Consider the following 18,860-nt stretch of genomic DNA (forward strand, 5'->3'; position numbering starts at 1 on the left):
ATGGCAGATAAAGACAACGAAAACAAAGCGTTACTAGAACCTTATCTGTCTGTGACAAAAAACAGTGGTGAAGTTATCCAGCTTCATCCCAACAAGAATAATACCGTTCAGCCCGTCGCATTAATGCGTCTCGGGCTCTTTGTGCCAACGCTGAAATCGACCGCTCGCGGGAAATCCGGGGCGATGGCCTCAACAGATGCGACGAAAGAGCTAAAGAACCTGACGCTGGTGAAAGCGGAGGGTTACGAAAAGATTACCATTACCGGCGCGCGGCTGGATATGGATAACGATTTCAAAACCTGGGCAGGTATTATTCAGTCATTCTCGCGTTATCCGACCAAAGGCGACACGGTCACCCTGCCGTTTATTGATTTTGTGAAGATGTGCGGCATTCCCTCTGCTAACTCTTCTGCTGCGCTACGAAAACGCCTTGATGCCTCGCTACGACGTATTGCGACCAATACCCTCTCCTTTGAAGGCAATGGCAAGGCGTATCATACCCACCTGGTGCAGTCTGCTTATTACGACCGTGAAAAAGATATCGTCCGCATTCAGGCTGATCCTAAGCTGTTCGAACTTTATAATTTCGACCACAAAGTACTGCTTCAGCTCCGGGCCATCTCCCGCCTCAAGCGTAAAGAGTCTGCGCAGGCGCTCTACACCTTCCTGGAGAGTCTGCCGACCAATCCGGCACCCATCTCCCTTGCACGTTTGCGCATGCGTCTTAACCTCGGTTCAAAGACCACTACGCAGAACCACGTGGTAAGGCGCGCGATGGAGCAGCTAAAAGAGATCGGTTATCTGGATTATTCAGAAGTGAAGCGCGGCCGCTCTGTGTTTTTCATTATTCACAGTCGCACGCCTAAGCTTGATGGTATCGGTAATCTGGAGAGCATTGATTCGCTGGATGAGATCGAGTTTGAAGATTAACGCCTGACGTTCACTGTAATCAGCATTCCTGCGTGGCAGTGTCACTTCCTCTGAGCAGGATGACATTGCTTCCATGACTTCACCCTTCACTGTAATCAGTACTCCTCAGGCATTCACTGTAATCAGTATTGTTCACTGTAATCAGTAAAGGCTATGTGATGACCCGCGCCCCGATGTTAGCCTGCAACTCTCTACTCGGTTATTTATAAGGCTTTTAGAGTAAGTATGTACTTACATACTTTATTGCTAGTATCTGTCTCTGCCCTGTTTACTGATTACAGTGAATGTATGGATTCAGGCTAAGGGCACGTCTCTCTTTTACCGATTACAGTGAACGCTACTGATTACAGTGAATGTTAGTACTCTGTTGTGCCACTCAGGCTCATCGCGGGATCGTGCCTCCCAGTCAGTGATGACGGACAGGCCAGGCTGTTGATCAACGTGACACTGTTACTGATTACAGTGAATGTATGCAGGCTGACATCGTCCTCTTTCCTGCGCATTGCTGCCATCCCGTTTGCCATCTGGTCTACTGATTGCAGTGAACGTTTATACCTGAAGCCCCATTCAGGGCAGTCCAGGTTGCTATGATTGAGCAGCGACGTCCTGCTGATTACAGTGAACGTTCTACTGAATACAGTGAATCTTTGTTGAGAGAATAGACGAGTTGTTGCGTCGGCTACTGATAACAGTGAATGTTACGTCACAAGAGTCATGCCCTTATTGATGTACAAAAGCAGAGGACCGCCTGCTCCAGGCTTGTCAGTCATAGCGTACACGTTGAAAGTCATAGTTTGTTTGTCACGGCTGGGCACCGGTTGGCGCTGTAAGAACGCGCACTCTCGACTGACTACAGTGAATGTTTGTGAAGTCCTTCCTGTGTCTACTGACTATAGTGAATGTCGTTCGCTTCAGTCAGGATTTACTGATTACAGTGAACGCAGACGAACCCTTATCCTCTTCACCACCGACCTACTCTGGCCTGGAATTTGGCGATGTCTGGCCTTTCATTTGGTCCCAATGCTTTTATGACTCACTCACATTTAAATAGCCGGATATTGCTGACTACAGTGAACGTTTATGTCGCCCTACTCTTTCACGCTGACACCTGAAGGACGCATCTACTGACTACAGTGAACGTTCTTCCTGGCAAGACGCCACCCGGAGCAATTCTACTGATTACAGTGAACGTTTATACAGACAACGTTCAAATTCAGCATAGTGGGTGGAGCAACTGACTACGTACCCACTAATCTCTTTAAAATACAGCTCATGACTGACTCACAAATCATCTGATATGACGTGGATTTGCTGATTACAGTGAACGCTTAATGAGTATTGAGAGATACCCTGAACTCGTCTGCTCTCGTTTTGCATCAGGTTTTCGTATTCCACTCCCTGTTTATCTGCTCACTACAGTGAATGATCTGCTGATTACAGTGAATGCTCTGCAAATTTTATCTGCAAAGGCTATTCATACAGTATCAATAATGTGATGAAGCTCACCAAAATCCGTGTACTCACATAAAAACGCATATCATGTTGAGATGATAATTTATTGCCTCACGTGCAGGATTTCTGTATAAAGTCATAAATCCTACATGTTTGGAGCAACCATGGCTAACGATGACAAACAGGTGATGAAAGTTGCACAGCGTTCAGAACGCATGCTTCTTAGCCTTACCGACCAGATTCAGGCGCAGAAGCAGGAACTGCATGAAAATACGTACTATCAGGTCTATGCCAAAGCGGCGTTAGCAAAGTTGCCCAAACTGACCCGTGCCAGCGTCGATTACGCGGTGAATGAGATGGAAGAGAGCGGTTATCAGTTTGATAAACGGGCTGCCGGTTCTTCTGTTAAATATGCCATGTCGATTCAGAATATTATCGATATCTACCATCATCGTGGCGTGCCGAAATACCGGGATCGTCATAGTGATGCTTTCACTATTTTTGTGGGTAATCTCAAGGGCGGCGTTTCCAAAACCGTCTCTACGGTTTCACTGGCCCATGCGCTTCGTGCCCATCCTCATCTCTTATATGAAGATTTACGCATTCTGGTTATTGACCTCGACCCGCAGTCATCGGCAACCATGTTTTTGAATCACGAGCGTTCCGTTGGGCTGGTAGAAGCCACTGCCGCACAGGCGATGTTGCAAAACGTCTCCCGTGATGAACTGGTTAATGAATTTATTGTTCCGTCGATCATCCCTGGCGTGGATGTGCTGCCCGCGTCAATTGATGATGCTTTCATCGCCTCAAGCTGGGACCAGCTTTGTGCTGAGCATCTGCCAGAACAGAACGTCCATGCCGTGCTGTACGACAATGTGATTGCCAAACTTAAAAAAGATTATGACTTCATCTTTATCGACAGCGGCCCACATCTTGATGCTTTTCTGAAAAATGCGATTGCCGCTTCAGATCTCCTGATGACGCCGGTGCCACCCGCTCAGGTTGACTTCCATTCAACATTAAAATACCTGACACGTTTGCCGGAACTGATTGCGATTATCGAAGACTCCGGCGCCACCTGTCGCCTGCAGGGCAACATTGGCTTTATGTCAAAGCTCTCTAATAAAGCTGACCACAAACTCTGCCATAGCCTGGCAAAAGAGATTTTTGGCGGGGATATGCTCGATGCCGCCCTACCCCGCCTGGATGGGTTCGAACGTTGCGGTGAATCGTTTGATACGGTTATCTCAGCCAATCCGTCAACCTATGTCGGTAGCAGCGAAGCGTTGAAGAATGCACGTTCCGCGGCAGAGGATTTTGCAAAAGCCGTCTTCGACCGTATCGAATTTATTCGCCTGAACTGAGGTTTGTATGAGCGCAAAAAGAATTACGATTGGCAGAACCTTCAGCCAGACTCCACTGGAAAATGACACGAATGACAGCCAGCATAACCAGACATTTGTACTGGCAACGGGCAAGCGCGCCCAGTTTCGTTTTGAACGTATTGCGGCAAGTGATGTTGAAAGTAAGACATTCGTCACGATGGAAACGAATGGCCGCGATCAAACAGGACTGACACCTGACTCACTGCGCGACATTATTCGTACCATCAAGCTGCAGCAGTTTTTCCCGGCTATTGGCGTAATGCGTGATGAGCGCATAGAAATCCTGGATGGCTCTCGCAGACGTGCAGCCGCGCTTATCTGTAAAACCGGGCTGGACGTGCTGGTTACTGATGCTGCAATTACACCGGATGAAGCACGCAGACTGGCACAGGATATTCAGACTGCTCGCGAACACAATTTGCGTGAAGTGGGAATGCGACTGTTAACGCTTAAAGATGGCGGTCTGTCGCAGAAAGAAATCGCTGAAAACCAGGGCTTATCACAAGCGAAAGTCACACGTGCGCTTCAGGCCGCCAGTGTGCCGTCAGATTTAATTGCACTCTTTCCTAATCAGGCTGAGCTTACCTATCCCGACTACAAAGCACTGCTTCAGGCTGCTGACAAATTGAGTGAGTCCGGACAAAGCACAGAAGCCCTGATTAAATCGATCTCGCGAGAAATTGATGTCGTCTGCGCCCGTGACGGGCTGGCTGAGGATGAGCTTAAAAATCACATTCTGCGTTTGATTCGACAGGGAAGTCAGACGCTGATGAAAGAACCGGAAAAAGACAAAACGCAGGCGACTGCGCTATGGTCATTTGCTGATAAAGATCGCTTTGCCCGTAAAAAGGTACGCGGTCGTATGTTTAGTTATGAATTTAACCGGCAATCAAAAGAGTTGCAGGAAGAGCTTGATAAAGTCATCGCTGAAACGCTCAAGAAATACCTTAACCGTTGAATCAACCTCACACCAATCAGCCAGCGCTTAACGCTGGCTTTTTTATTGGGCCTGAGAGCAACTAAAGGGGATGCAGAATCATGAATTTCAGGCTGAAATCGCCAGCCCGGAGCAAGGTGGTTCTTGTTTAAGCTTATGATTATTATTGGTTTTATAGAGTTTTCCCAGTCTTGCTGGCGCCTGAAATCGCCATATTATGTTGTCATGTAGTCAGAGCTGAAAATTATGAGTTAGCCGGCTGGAATACAATGAATAACAAAAGCGAATTTAATCTGATACAACAATAATCAACTTGCATCGATGTCAGCCTTCACTGAAAAAATAGTGTTAATGCAAGCACGTATTTTTCTGCTGGTTCATTAGTAACCAGTAACCTGAGATTTAACTTCTCCATAACTCGCTCCCTGAGGATAATGCGTAGCTCCCTCTGCGAAACTTTTGTCTGCAAAAGCCTCCGCCAGTATAATGTTCTATTAAATCATTGTTTTTAAATGTAAATTGCAGTTAATTTCAGCCTGAAATCGCCACTTGGTTAATGGCTATTCTTTGTTGAAACTGCACATGCCTGGAAAAATGAGAGCCTCTATGAATCTCACATTACGGTCAGAGAGGTCATGGATAGTGCATGAAAAAAGATACTCATAAAATATCCCTCACTTATCCACAGAAAAAGTGGATAACTTTTTTTCTCGTAACAAACTTATTTTCTGAGCAATAGCATGTTCACGGTGTGGATCTCAGCGTAAAGGTATCAGGAATGGGGTTAGAGTAACGAAAGTGTCAGTGTTGAATCACAACCTGAAACCCGTTAAGCATCAGATTCACTATGTTGTGTAGACTCACTGAGCGTCGCCAGCTAAACCCTATGCAGATGTCATTAAGCAGCATGAAGACAAAAACTATAAACAATCGCTGTTTACAGTGAATCTGGCATTACGCCGTTCTCAACGTAACCATCCCCTTTATCAGTGCCAGTTTACCCGCACTATCAGAATCAGGCGGCAGATAAACCCGCTGACCACTGCAATCAGTAAACAGAGTGTTATGCAGCGTTGCACCACAGCGCTTTTTATCATCCTGTGATATTTCATAAAGCAGGCTTTGAAGTGGCGAATAGATCTTAATGCCCGGCATCTCAAAAACATCTGACGTCCATATCCCACCAATATGTCTATTCCTTTACCCGCTTTGAGCTCACCTCGCGACCTTATCCCAGTCAGCAAGCAGTAATCAGCAATCAGCAATCAGCAATCAGGATTGTTGATTTGATTCGCTTGTCGCTAGGGACTTCACCACTGATTAAGCAGCGAACCAGACAACCGTCACGTCTTCAGTAGTGGATGGTTGCCTGAGAATGAGCTGCGCACCGGCACTCAGCAAACAAGAAACGGTATGGTCAGCACATTCAATAGAGCTGTGAACACAGACCTGTACTGCTTCACAGCATGGCGAGTCTGTGGCGCATTCCAGTCGGTACGTCAGGGATTCGAAGTCAGAAAAGACGTTCAGGTGGTCACGGTTACTCCAGTCTCTTTCTTTAATTATTTATCTCCCCCTGAAAGGCGTATTGCTAAAGCTAACTTTCAAATACCGTCTACACTTCGTTGCCCAATCGGTAAATATGTTCCATTTCTATTCCGTATGAAATGTAATCAAACGGATGTTTAACTTATTAATGGCAGGAATATTATGAGTACGAATACACCAGACTCTGGTGAAGCAGGCGATCATGCGCCTGCGGATACGGTACGCCAGCGCATTTTTCTCGTGGTGCTGGTCGCCACTATGGGCGCGCTGGCTTTTGGCTATGACACCGGGATTATTTCGGGTGCGTTACCTTATATGAGCTCACCACCCGGTCAGGGCGGCCTGGGACTGAATTCATTCACTGAGGGCCTGGTAGCTTCTTCGCTTGTGTTCGGCGCGGCCATCGGTTCTTTCCTGAGTGGTTTCTTTTCTGATCGTTTTGGCCGCCGTATTACGTTACGCAGCCTTGCAGTCATTTTTGTTCTGGGTTCACTGGGAACGGCGCTGGCGCCCTCGGTGAATATTATGGTGGCGATGCGCTTCCTGCTGGGGATTGCTGTCGGCGGTGGCTCTTCAACTGTACCGGTGTTTATTGCCGAGATTGCCGGACCGCGCCTGCGTGCACCTCTGGTAAGCCGCAATGAGCTGATGATCGTGACCGGACAGCTTATTGCCTATGTCGCCAGTACGCTTCTGAGTTATCTGCTGCATGATGAACATCTGTGGCGTTACATGCTGGCGATTGCGATGGTACCGGGATTCCTGCTGTTCATCGGCACGTTCTTCGTTCCTGCGTCCCCACACTGGCTGGTGGCGGAAGGGCGCTTAAAAGAGGCGAAAAAGATTCTGAAGTATCTGCGTGAAACGCCGCGCGAAGTGCGTCATGAGATGGCGCAGATGAAGAAGCAGGCGAGGGCGGCAGAACGCGGGCCGGATGCGAAAACACTGATCCGTGAGAAGTGGGTTATCCGTCTGATGATTATTGGTGTCGGACTGGGCTTTGTCGCGCAGTTTACTGGCGTCAACGGCTTCATGTACTACACACCGATCATTCTGAAGTCGACTGGTCTGGGGACCAGTGCCTCAATCGCCGCCACCATCGGTAATGGCGTGGTTTCTGTTCTGGCCACGTTTGTCGGTATCTGGGCCATTAGTCGCTTCCCGCGTCGCACCATGCTGATTACGGGTTTATGTCTGGTCATCACGGCACAGATCATGCTGGGCAGCGTGCTGACCTTTATGAGCTCCAGTGTGATGCAGAGCTATCTCGCCCTGGCATGCATTCTGATGTTCCTGTTCTGTATGCAGATGTGCATCTCGCCGGTTTACTGGCTGATGATGTCGGAGCTGTTCCCGATGCAACTGCGTGGCGTATTAACCGGTGGTGCCGTCTCACTACAGTGGATATTTAATGCTGTGGTGGCATTTGGTTTCCCACCTGTTATGGAATATGCAGGCAGCACAACCTTCTTTATCTTTGCTGCAATTAATGTCGGGTCGCTATTCTTTGTGATGGCGATGGTTCCCGAGACGCGCGGCAAGAGCCTTGAAGAGATTGAGTCCCACATGAAAGAGAAGTTCGGTGAAAAGCGCAGAGAGGCTGAAGCGTTATAAGCCCTCAACGGATTCGGCCTGACGGTCGGATCCGGTTTTACGCCGTTACCATTCCCCGCTAATTCATCCCTAATCGCTTTCCTTCATCTCCAGGCCGCCAAAGCATTCACTGTAATCAGCAAATATTCTGTTCTATTTTTATACAGCGCTGGCGATTTCAGGCTGAAATCGCCAGCGTCTCTCTCTGCATTTTTCCGCTAAGTCTTTCTGTAAATCCGGATTAAGCTAGCATGACTACTGACAATGATCGCATCCCACTCTCCGCTATAATCGCAGCTTTTTATTCGCGTGGTGTCATTATGTGTTTTAATTTTTCAGGAAAGGATGTATGAACCGGAAGTGGAAAACGGCTAAACGCAGACTCTGGCGGCTGGGGATAGTGACCGGGCTGGTATTACTGCTACTTCTGATTATCCGCATTTATGAAGCCGAGCGCGGACCGGAGTTAAAGCGCTGGCACACCTGGATTCCCCATGAGCTGACCGCGAGCCAGCTGGATAACGCAACTTATGCTGATTATCTCAATGCCGAAGACCATCTTTTTAATGAGATGAAGCAGCAGGTCAGCAACAAACTTGAAGCTGAAGACAAAACGCCACTTAATCGATATTACGCCGGCAGCATGATCTATCCTGGCCGTTTCGTGCAGGACTGGAATCGTTCTTATATCCTGCGACCAACAGGCACCCCGCGTGGTGCCGTTGTCCTGTTACATGGTCTGACCGACAGTCCCTATAGCCTGCGTCATGTGGCAGACGTTTATTATCAACAGGGTTATGCGGTCGTCGCGATAAGGTTACCGGGTCACGGTACGGTGCCTGCCGGTTTGACGGATGTAGACTGGCAGGACTGGATGGCCGCCACACGTCTCGCAGTGAGAGAAGCGACCCGTCTGGCAGGCACGCAGACGCCGCTGCATCTGGTCGGTTTCTCTAACGGTGGGGCGCTGGCGGTAAAATACGCGCTCGACAGCCTGGATGATCACACACTGCGTCGTCCGCAGCAGCTCATACTGTTATCGCCGATGATTGGTGTAACGCGTTTTGCCCGCTTTGCCGGTATTGCCGGGCTGCCCGCTGTATTTCCGGCGTTTTCAAAAACCGCGTGGCTGAACATCGTGCCGGAGTTTAATCCCTTTAAATATAACTCTTTCCCGGTTCACGCTGCCCGTCAGACCTATTTGCTGACGCAGGCGCTGCAGAAAGAGATCCAGCATTACGCACGGAATAAACAGCTGTCTGCCTTCCCGCCGGTACTCACTTTCCAGTCGGTTATGGATTCTACTGTCAGCACATCCTCGGTGATCCGCTCGTTGTACAATTTCCTGCCGGAGAATGGCAGTGAGCTGGTGCTATTCGATATCAATCAGGCGGTCAGCGTCAGTCCGCTATTTCGTCACTCCTCATACACCGCGGTAAATCAGCTTTTGCCCGCTGCCCGTCGCCGTTATGCCTCAACAGTTATCACTAATGCCTCAGCGACGTCGCTGGAAATGGTAACGAAAAGCGTGCCTGCCGGTGAGATTCAGGAACAGATTAAACCGCTGGCAATTGATTATCCGGCAGGTCTCTACTCGCTGTCACATGTTGCCATTCCATTCCCTGCTGAGGATGGTTTATATGGCAGTGCACCCGCTAAGAAGAATGAGTTTGGTATTAGTTTTGGGACGCTGTCACTACGCGGAGAGAGTGCCGTGCTGATTGTCGGGCTGGACTCGATCATGCGTGCTACCTCCAACCCGTTTTACCCTTACATGATTGAACAAATTGATCACCACATCAGTTGCAGCGACAAGCCGCCACTGGCAGCCTGCCTGAGCCATTTCTGAACCACCAGAGAATCAGGCCCGCAAATTGCGGGCCAGACGTTATATCGCGTTCAGCTTTTCCATCACCTCATCTGACAGTTGCAGACTGGCACTGGCGAGGTTTTCTTTAAGGTGTTCCGGCGATGACGTACCCGGAATCAGCAGAATATTGGGCGAGCGCCGCAGTAGCCACGCGAGTGCGACCTGCATCGGCGTAGCCTTCAGGGATACTGCGACCTCATTAAGCCGATCCGATTGCAGCGGGGAGAAACCGCCCAGTGGAAAAAACGGCACGTAAGCGATGCCCTGTTGCGCCAGCTGATCCACCAGTTCATCATCCTGTCGATGCGCGAGGTTATACATATTCTGCACGCAGACAATCGGTGTGATGGCCTGCGCTTCTGCAATTTGTGTGGCAGTGACGTTGCTCAGGCCAATGTGCCGAATCAGTCCCCGAGCCTGTAACGCCAGCAACGCCTCCAGCTGTGGCATCAGGGAGCCCTCTTTAGGTTTAGCCGGATGCAACATACTGCGCAGGTTCACGACCTCAATCACGTCCAGCCCAAGGTTGCGCAGGTTATCTTCCACTGCCTGCGTCAGCGCCTCGGGTTCCATCGCCGCCTGCCAGCCACCTTTCGCATCGCGACGGGCGCCTACTTTGGTGACAATGCAGAGATCCTGAGGATAAGGATAGAGCGCCTTTTTGATTAACTGATTGGTTTCATGCGGCCCGTAAAAGTCGCTGGTGTCGATATGATTGACACCAGCCGCGATAGCGTCGCGCAGAACCTGTATTGCCCTGGCTTCATCTTTCACTGGGCCGAAGACACCTGGCCCGGCTAATTGCATCGCGCCGTAACCAAGACGGTTGACTTCACGATCGCCTAACGGATAAGTCATGGTGGTATTTGACATGAAAACCTCCTGCGTGAATGTAGATCAATTGTAACGGTGATTTAGCTGTGCAACTATCGGGTGAAATCAGGACGGACTGTACGGGGTGGTGCACAATGGCGATCGATATGGCGCTGCTTGATGCTGTAGTCGCGGTAGCAAAAGCAGGAGGATTTCGGGAAGCGGCGCGCGTGACCGGAAGCAATGCCTCACGGCTCAGCGATGCGGTGCGCCGGGCAGAACAGCAACTGGGTATCCGACTGTTTCACCGCACCACCCGCACCGTCGTGTTAACCGAAGCGGGCAGGGCGCTGATGGAACGTCTGCTGCCTGCGATGAACGAAGTTAATGCTGCACTGGATGCGGTCAATCGCTACCGTAATACGCCTGGTGGGACGCTGCGTCTGAATGTCCCGGTTAGTGCCACCCGGCTGATACTGCCCGCGCTGGTACCGGAATTTCTGCAGCGTTATCCTGATATCCGGCTGGAAATCGTTGCGGAAAGCAATGTACAGGATGTTTTTCGTGACGGCTGTGACGCCGGGATTCGCTACGATGAGCGGCTGGAGCAGGATACGGTGGTGATACCCATAGGCCCGCGTCTGCAGCGTTTCGCGCTGGCAGCCTCACCGGCCTATCTTGCTGAATATGGCCGCCCGGAACATCCACGCGATCTTATCCATCATCGCTGTCTGCGGGGTCGCTACGCCAGCGGCATCATGGCGGAGTGGACCTTCAGCCGCGAGGGTGAGGAAATCAGTGTTGAAACCAGCGGGCCGCTGGTGGTCACCGTCGGGGGTGCTATGGATCTGGCGGTAGACGCGGCCATTGCCGGAAGCGGCATAATTTATCTGTTTGATGAGTGGCTCCGTCCAACCCTGGACAGCGGCAAACTGGAACCGCTGCTGCAGTCCTGGTGGCTGACCTTTTCCGGCCCGTGGCTCTACTACAGCGATCGGCGTCTGATTCCGGCGCCGCTTAAGGCTTTCATCGACTTTGTACGCGAAACAAACGAGCGCGAAAAAACTCAGCTATACCAGCTGAAGCCTTGCGGCACGCGTGAAAATCCGGCGTGACGCAGTGCGTTAAGCAGCGATGACTGCATCACCGGTTCCCCATCTACCGTTTCCAGGGTAAAACTCGCCGACTTATCCCGTTTCAGCGCCATGCCCAGCACCGCCACCGCCGTCTGAAGCCGCGCGGGCTCTTCACTGAACGTCAGTAACTCTTTACCTGCTGGGGTCAGATAAAGTATCAGCGCACCGCCTGCGATCACAACCCGGCCACCCTGACGACGGGTCGGGCGAATACCGCTGGCATGGACCGGCCAGCTCAGCATTGCCCCAAACGGATTAGCCGGGTCGAGTGCGCTGAGTGCTACAGCCTCTGTCAGCGTTTCCGGGTTATCGGCCAGCACCCGAAGCCGCTCAATGGTCGGTTGGTCGGCAAACTGCGCACCGCCTGCCCCGGCGACAAACTGACCGCGCAGCAGCCGACCGGCATCTTCCATGCCACGTAAAACCGGCTGCAAAGCCGGAAATCCCCCGGGGATCTGTTCCGATACCGCGCAGCCACGGGTGATCACCCCGTAACGGTCGAGCAGGTTTTCTGCCAGTGACAGGCCAAGCCGGGCAGGCGTAATTTCCTGTCTGCGAATCCGCGACCAGCGACCCGCCAGCATATTAACCGCAGGCCGGCGGGCGGGAAGCGCGCCTGGAGATAAGCGCTGTCCAAATCGGGTGCGCAGAGAACGCGTTGGGCGCGAACGGGTCATGACTGGTGTGGTCAGTAATCCACGTACCGCAATCCAGCTGTCGGAACTGACGTAGCCCTGCCACACCAACTGCCACAGGGCATCATTGATTTCAGTGGGATGGGTCTCCTCATTTTCCATCTGCGCCATGATCTCATGAACAAACCACGAGCCACCGCGGCTTAATGCGTCGATAGTTGCTTGTTGTATCGATGTAAGGGGCTGGGTTGTGTCAATGACCGGCAGCGTTTCATCAGCAAATTCAGTCAGGTGAAACGAGATCAGACCATCACTCTGGCCCAGCGCTTTATGTCCGCACCAGATTACTTCGCCATTGGCTAACAGTTCGTCGAGCATCGCAGGCTGATAGTCGACTATCCGGGCGCGCAAAATTTGTGACTCCCACAACGAGGCAGGCAACGGCACACCCGCCAGTTGCTCGATCACCCGTAATAGCCCGTTGGTGCCCGATAGCTCTTCACGCTGCGCGCTAAGCAAGCCGTGACGCTCCAGCAGCAGACTGCCCCAGGCGGTGGGTGAAACAGGTCGGGTTGCTTCGCGTGCTGACTGCAATGAACGTAAGCGCAGCCGTTTGAAGATGTCTGAGGAGACCCACTCTGTTTCCGATTTGTCCGCTACTGTGCCCATATTCAGCAGGCTGCCCTGCTGAAGCAGGGTAAACAGCACCTCATTCACTACGGCCACTCCCAGTCCAAAATGTGTAGCCAGCTGTTGAGCGTTAAAGAGCGTATGGGTCCGTGCGTAGCGGTTAATCAGATCGGGTAGTGGAGCAGCTTGTGGCACCAGAAATGTCGCGGGCAGGTCATCAGGCAATACCACGGAAAGCGCATCACGCAGGCGAGCCGCATCTTCAATCACCGCCCAGCGCAGTTCACCCGCGAGGATAACCGGAATGATTCGCCGGGCCGCAGAAAACTGCGCCAGTGCTTCTTTGATCTGCGTATCGTTGCCGCTAAAACGTGCCGCGATATCAGCAAGGGAGAGAGGACCGAGGTCGCGGAGCAGGTCGATGAGGCTTTCGGCATGCTGTGCGTGATAGCGGGTGTCAAGACGCTGCAATTCCTTTTCAACCTGTTCAACAACGTCTGGTGCCAGTAAATCACGCTTGCTGGTCTGGCCAAGCAGTTCACCCAGTAGATTACTGTCCAGCGCCAGCAATGACGCGCGCCGTTCTGCCTGAGGTGCATCGCTGGCATAGATAAACTCGGCGACATAGCCGAAAAGCAGTGGCGCAGCGAAAGGGGAGGGGTGTTCGGTCGTCACCTCTACCATTTTTATCTGGTCCAGAGCCAGCTTTTCCATGAGCTGGTGCAATGCAGGCAGATCGTAGACATCCTGCAGGCATTCGCGGGCGGTTTCGATCAGGATCGGGAAGTCGTCAAACTGACGGGCGACTTCCAGCAACTGACCTGCACGCAACCGCTGCTGCCAGAGCGGCGAACGCTTGCCCGGATTACGCCTCGGCAGCAACAGCGCGCGTGAGGCACATTCCCGGAAGCGGGCGGCAAACAGCGCCGACTGGCCGACACTCTGAGTGACCTCCTGAGTAAGCGAGTCGGCATCGAACCGGAACAGGTCAGCGGCGGGTAAATGCCCCTCACTGGCAGGAAAGCGGGCTACAATGCCGTCATCGCTGGCCGCAACAGAGGCATCGATACCCATACGTTGCTGGATACGAGCAGCAATCGCCAGCGCCCAGGGCGCATTAACCCGTTTTCCCCACGGCGAATGCAGGATGACCCGCCAGTCGCCGATTTCATCACGGCAGCGTTCTATCAGCAACGTGCGATCATCCGGCACGACACCGGTAGCTGCGCGCTGTTCAGCCAGTAAAGTCAGCAGATTCGTTACTGCACGGGCATCGAGTCCCAGCGCGTGAAGCTGTTGCTGTGCATCGTCCGGTGATGCCGCGTTTAGCTGACGCAAAAACATTCCCAGACTTGCCCCCGAATCCGCCGAGCGACCCACGCCTTCTCCTCTCCAGAAGGGCAGACGAGCGGGACGACCAGGTGCGGGCACTACCTGCACCTGATCATGAGTAATCTTCTGGATTCGCCATGACGTCGCGCCCAGGGTAATGATGTCGTTGACCCGCGACTCATAAACCATCTCTTCATCCAGTTCGCCAACCCGGCGGGATCCCGCCTGTTCTTCACCTTCTGGCAGAATGACGCTGAACATCCCGCGATCGGGAATGGTGCCGCCGCTGGTTACGGCCAGATGCTGCGCGCCAGGTCGTGCCGTGAGCATTCCACTCAGGCGATCCCATACCAGTTGCGGGCGCAGCTGAGCAAAGGCATCTGATGGAAATTTGCCCGCCAGCATATCGAGAGTGGCATCAAAGAGACGTCGTGACAGCGTGCGGAACGGATCAGCACGGCAGACCTGCGCATACCATTCGTCGGCCTGCAGGGGATCCATAGCGACAGCGGCCAGCGTCTGCTGCGCCAGGATATCGAGCGGGTTACGCGGCGGCGCCAGCGCATCAAGCTGACCCGCCCGCATCGACTCTATTATGACGGCGGAATCCAGCAGATCGCGTCGTGTGCGCGGAAACAGAATGCCGGTTGATACGCCGCCTACCTGATGTCCGGCGCGACCCACACGCTGCAGTGCACTGGCCACTGACAAAGGTGAGCCCACCTGGACTACCAGATCCACCGGCCCCATATCAATGCCAAGTTCCAGGCTAGACGTCGCCACCACGCAGCGCAGTCTTCCCTGTTTCAGCGCGGCTTCAATCTCGCCTCGCTGTTCTTTCGAGACAGAACCATGGTGCGAGCGGGCAATAAGATCGTCGTCAACTGTGCGCTCTGCATCCTGAACCTCAGCAGTTGCCTGCTGCGCCAGATAGCGCGCATTGAGCCGTGCAGTCAGTTTCTCTGCCAGTCCTCGTGAATTCACGAACACCAGCGTAGCGCGATGGACCATGACCTGCTGCAGAATGCGCGCTTCAATGTGCGGCCAGATCGATCCGCTGGCAGAGGTGACGTCATCTGTCAGATTATCAGCGCTGGCAATATCAGTCATATCCTCAACCGGCACCTCAATCGTCAGATGCAGCGTGCGATTGGCCGCTGGGTTCACCACCTGCACCGGCTGACAGCCGCCCAGGAAGGCCGCGATCCGTTCTACCGGCTGCACAGTGGCGGACAGGCCAATGCGCTGGGCGGGCTTCGGCAACAGCGCATCCAGCCGTTCCAGGCTCAGTGCCAGCTGAGAACCGCGCTTTGATCCCGCGACTGCATGCACTTCATCGACTATCACCGTGGTCACGCCCTTCAGTGTCGTGCGCGCTTTTGACGTCAGCATCAGAAACAGTGATTCAGGTGTGGTGATCAGGATATCAGGCGGGCGACGCAATAATCTGGCGCGCTCAGTGCTTGGCGTATCGCCCGACCGCATGCCAATATTCAGTGTGATTTCGGGCTCATTCAGTGCCTGCCGCTCGGCGTAAACGCCTGCCAGCGGCAGATTCAGATTGCGCTGCACGTCGGCGGCCAGCGCTTTAACCGGAGAGATATAGAGTATGCGGGTAGTGGTTTCACGCGTGGGTCCTGGCTGGCTGGTTCTGACCTGAAACAGCGTGTCGATGGCGGTGAGGAAAGCCGCCAGTGTTTTTCCTGAGCCGGTAGGCGCGATGACCAGTGCATGTTCACCACGGGCAATCGCCTGCCAGGCCGCCTGCTGTACCGGTGTCGGCGCAGCAAACGCTCCTGAAAACCAGCGTCGGGTGGCGGGAGAAAACCTGGCTAAAACGGTATCTGATTGGGATTTCGACATCATACTCACGGTATTACGCAACCACTGCGCCTGAAATTTATCCGTTGAGTGTAAGTGAAAATCACGGTTTCAGGACGACAAGGCAGACATCTTACCGCCGCGGGCGTCAGGAACTGGCCGCGCCGGCCGGATCGCGACCTCTGACAGCCAGCAGCGACACCAGCGCCAGCACAATAATCGTCATGCCATAGCACCATGCGGTCTGATTCAAGCCGATATGGGGTGCAGCAATGCCTGCGGCAATAGCAGGCAGGGCAAAGGCAAGATAGCTTTTTATTAAAAAGGCGGCGAACAGCCCGGCACGCTCATGGCTTTCGGCTAACGGCAAAATGATCTTCAGCACACTGGCGAAAATCGATCCAAAACCCTGACCCGCAATGGCGGTGCCCGCATAAAGCCAGACCACGCTATGCAGAGAAAGGCCCGTCAGGGTTACGCTGACACCCGCCATCAGCATCACTGTACCAATGACTAAAGCTCGTGCGGCGGGTAAAAGACGAAAAATGAACACCGCAGCCGTCGCGCTCAGCATCAATGTCGCCACAATCGAGCCACCAATAAACGGCGATGTCAGGCCTGTTGCGTTCGCGACCATCGTGGGCATCAGTGACAGATAAAATCCGCCCAGCATCCAGGTCGCAATGTTAACCGGCGTCACTTTTAGCAACGGCCCCAGCGCGCGTCGCGGAATGCTGACCTGAGGGCGCAGTGCGGCCAGGACGCCAGGCTGGGGTGCAATCGTTTCAGGTATCAGCGGTAACAGTGCAATTGCGGCCAGCATCAGTAATAGCAGCAGCGCATAGAGCGTCACGGTAGGATAGGGCGCAAAAGTGACCAGGATTCCCCCTGCAAGCGTGCCCAGCGTCATTCCCAGAAAGGCGGTAATTGAGTTCAGAAGTGGACCGCGGGTTTTACTGGCATCAATCAGGCTGGCTCCAAAGGTCGGCAAGGCGATACCGGTAGCAAAGCCCTGCACCAGCCGGGCAGCAATTAAGGTTGTGGCAGAGCTGGCAGTCATGAAGATCACTAGCGCAACCGCATTGATCCCCAGCGCCATCAGCATTAGCGGACGGCGGCCGGTAAAGTCTGACACTTTACCCACCGTCAGTAGCGCTGCCAGCAACGCGAAAGCATAAGCGCCAAATATCAGCGTCAGCATGGTCGGCGTGAGGTCAAACAGGCTGCGATAAAGCGGGTAAAGTGGCGTTGTCGCACTGCTGGTGGCTGAAATCAATGCCGCACCGGTAAAACTAAAAAGCGTGGTCCGGGTTGCGGCCTGAGGTGTCAATGCAGGATTCATGGAAATCACCTTAATGCAAAATATTAGCTTTTGCTAAGGTATACGACTACCCGCGTCTTAATGCAATATCTTTGCTTTAACGATTCCTGCGATCGTTACCAGGGTGTGCCTGTGTGCTTTTGAGGAAGAGGACGTGTTGAGAGCGCACATTGTATTGCCAGCAGCAATATAGAGTCGAAAAATCCAGTTTCATGACGCTCATCAATGAGTCATTTTTTGTTTTGCGGGTTGTTTTACAACAACATTTCGGTGAGTCTCTCTGTGAATAATAATCAGGGAGTCAGAGTAATGAAAATAGCTGAGATCGACCATATTCATCTTTACGTTGAAAATATTGAGCAGGCAGAGACGTGGTATAACAAGATCCTGGGCTTTTCCCGCGACAATGCACTTTATTTCTGGTTCGAACAGGGTGGACCGCTGGTTATAAGGAATAACCGGGCATCACTCTCTCTTTTTCTCAGAAGCACTCAGCTACCCGGTCACACCGTGGCCTTTGGCGTGGCAGCATCCTCATTTAGCGAACTCATCCCTGTTCTCAGAGACAATAAGATCCCATTCACCGTCAGTGACCACGCTGTGTCGATGTCCGTCTATTTTAGCGATCCCAGTGATAATAAAATTGAAATCACCTCATACGACTACGTTGATGCAAAGCAGATCCTTGAGGACCTGGTATGACGCCATCGCTGCCTGGCTTACTGACAGGATCTACTGATCCTGAACAGCATTCAATAAAGTGTGTTCTTCAGGCGTTCAGGCAGTGCTTTGTCATAGGCATCGCCATCAATTTCTGCAATCTGTTTAAGAATTGAGCCGGTGCTGGGCAGTGACTGGCGGGATATTTGCGTTTCGGCATCCCATAATCCGGAGCGGATAATCGCCCGGCTACACTGAAAGAAAACACTCTGCACGCTAATGCGTAACACCGTTTTGGGGCGCTGGTTGTTGACGGCGAAGCGCTCAAGTAGCGCCGGATCGGTGCTGATCACCGCAGTGCCGTTAATACGTAATGTCTCACCAATACCAGGAATCAGAAAAAGCAGCGCGACCCGAGGGTCATGCAGAATATTACGCAGGCTGTCGATGCGGTTGTTGCCGCGCCTGTCGGGTAACAGCAGGGTTTTTTCATCGTCGATTTCAATAAATCCTGCCGGATCGCCGCGTGGAGAAACATCCAGACCCTCCGGCCCGGACGTTGCCAGCGCGACAAAAGGCGAGGCAGCAATAAAAGGCCGATAGGCGGGGTGAATATGATCGGTCACCTTAGCAATTGAGGGCCTGGCAACCGACCCATAAAGATGCTCAAGTTCAGTCAGTTCAGTGATGATGTTGTGCTGCTCAGCCATTTTCATCGTCCTTTCATTGATAAATTTCCAGAATACTCACGACGATACGACACAGATCTTAAGCATGAAGCTAACGTCTGAAACGCG

11 protein-coding genes are annotated in these 18,860 nt (G+C 52.5%); 7 read left to right on the forward strand and 4 right to left on the reverse strand.

The genetic code is table 11. The features are described 5' to 3' along the window. From KTJ90_RS19445 to KTJ90_RS19465, 5 genes are all read left to right on the forward strand, one after another. Window positions 1-930 (forward strand): replication initiation protein, encoded by a 930-nt coding sequence (locus KTJ90_RS19445; protein WP_499026927.1) that lies wholly within the window; start codon window positions 1-3, stop codon window positions 928-930. A 1,616-nt stretch (window positions 931-2,546) separates the two neighbouring features. Continuing rightward, window positions 2,547-3,746 carry an AAA family ATPase gene (locus KTJ90_RS19450; RefSeq protein ID WP_003855844.1) on the forward strand — a complete coding sequence of 400 codons (1,200 nt, stop codon included), beginning with the start codon at window positions 2,547-2,549 and terminating at the stop codon, window positions 3,744-3,746. A 7-nt stretch (window positions 3,747-3,753) separates the two neighbouring features. Further along, on the forward strand, window positions 3,754-4,725 hold the full coding sequence (locus tag KTJ90_RS19455; RefSeq protein WP_003855842.1) for a ParB family protein: 972 nt from the start codon (window positions 3,754-3,756) through the stop codon (window positions 4,723-4,725). 1,689 nt (window positions 4,726-6,414) lie between these two features. Next, on the forward strand, window positions 6,415-7,866 hold the full coding sequence (locus KTJ90_RS19460) for a sugar porter family MFS transporter (protein WP_003848221.1): 1,452 nt from the start codon (window positions 6,415-6,417) through the stop codon (window positions 7,864-7,866). A 328-nt stretch (window positions 7,867-8,194) separates the two neighbouring features. Further along, window positions 8,195-9,694, forward strand: a complete 1,500-nt coding sequence (locus KTJ90_RS19465; protein WP_003848223.1) for an alpha/beta hydrolase — start codon at window positions 8,195-8,197, stop codon at window positions 9,692-9,694. Window positions 9,695-9,733: 39 nt separating this feature from the next. Here the strand turns inward: KTJ90_RS19465 and KTJ90_RS19470 are convergent, their stop codons facing one another. Continuing rightward, window positions 9,734-10,588, reverse strand: a complete 855-nt coding sequence (locus KTJ90_RS19470) for an aldo/keto reductase family oxidoreductase (RefSeq protein WP_008924462.1) — start codon at window positions 10,586-10,588, stop codon at window positions 9,734-9,736. A 95-nt stretch (window positions 10,589-10,683) separates the two neighbouring features. On the opposite strand from KTJ90_RS19470, the gene KTJ90_RS19475 reads away from it, so the two are divergent. After that, window positions 10,684-11,643, forward strand: a complete 960-nt coding sequence (locus KTJ90_RS19475; RefSeq protein WP_003848227.1) for a LysR substrate-binding domain-containing protein — start codon at window positions 10,684-10,686, stop codon at window positions 11,641-11,643. Here the strand turns inward: KTJ90_RS19475 and KTJ90_RS19480 are convergent. Then, a complete protein-coding gene (locus KTJ90_RS19480; protein ID WP_499027085.1) occupies window positions 11,595-16,127 on the reverse strand; it encodes an ATP-dependent helicase in 4,533 nt (1,510 codons plus the stop codon). The two genes, KTJ90_RS19475 and KTJ90_RS19480, sit on opposite strands and share 49 nt — an antisense overlap. Window positions 16,128-16,230: 103 nt before the next feature. Next, the gene (locus tag KTJ90_RS19485) at window positions 16,231-17,424 is read right to left on the reverse strand and encodes an MFS transporter (protein ID WP_499026932.1); all 1,194 of its coding nucleotides are present in this window, start codon (window positions 17,422-17,424) and stop codon (window positions 16,231-16,233) included. A 288-nt stretch (window positions 17,425-17,712) separates the two neighbouring features. On the opposite strand from KTJ90_RS19485, the gene KTJ90_RS19490 reads away from it, so the two are divergent. Beyond that, window positions 17,713-18,105 carry a VOC family protein gene (locus KTJ90_RS19490; RefSeq protein WP_003848232.1) on the forward strand — a complete coding sequence of 131 codons (393 nt, stop codon included), beginning with the start codon at window positions 17,713-17,715 and terminating at the stop codon, window positions 18,103-18,105. A gap of 50 nt (window positions 18,106-18,155) precedes the next feature. On the opposite strand, the gene KTJ90_RS19495 is transcribed toward KTJ90_RS19490, so the two are convergent. Beyond that, window positions 18,156-18,773, reverse strand: a complete 618-nt coding sequence (locus KTJ90_RS19495) for a pyridoxamine 5'-phosphate oxidase family protein (RefSeq protein ID WP_499026934.1) — start codon at window positions 18,771-18,773, stop codon at window positions 18,156-18,158. Window positions 18,774-18,860: the final 87 nt, after the last annotated feature.

Origin of the sequence: Pantoea jilinensis (genome assembly GCF_019104105.1) — a bacterium.
In the GTDB taxonomy this organism is placed as follows: domain Bacteria; phylum Pseudomonadota; class Gammaproteobacteria; order Enterobacterales; family Enterobacteriaceae; genus Pantoea; species Pantoea eucalypti.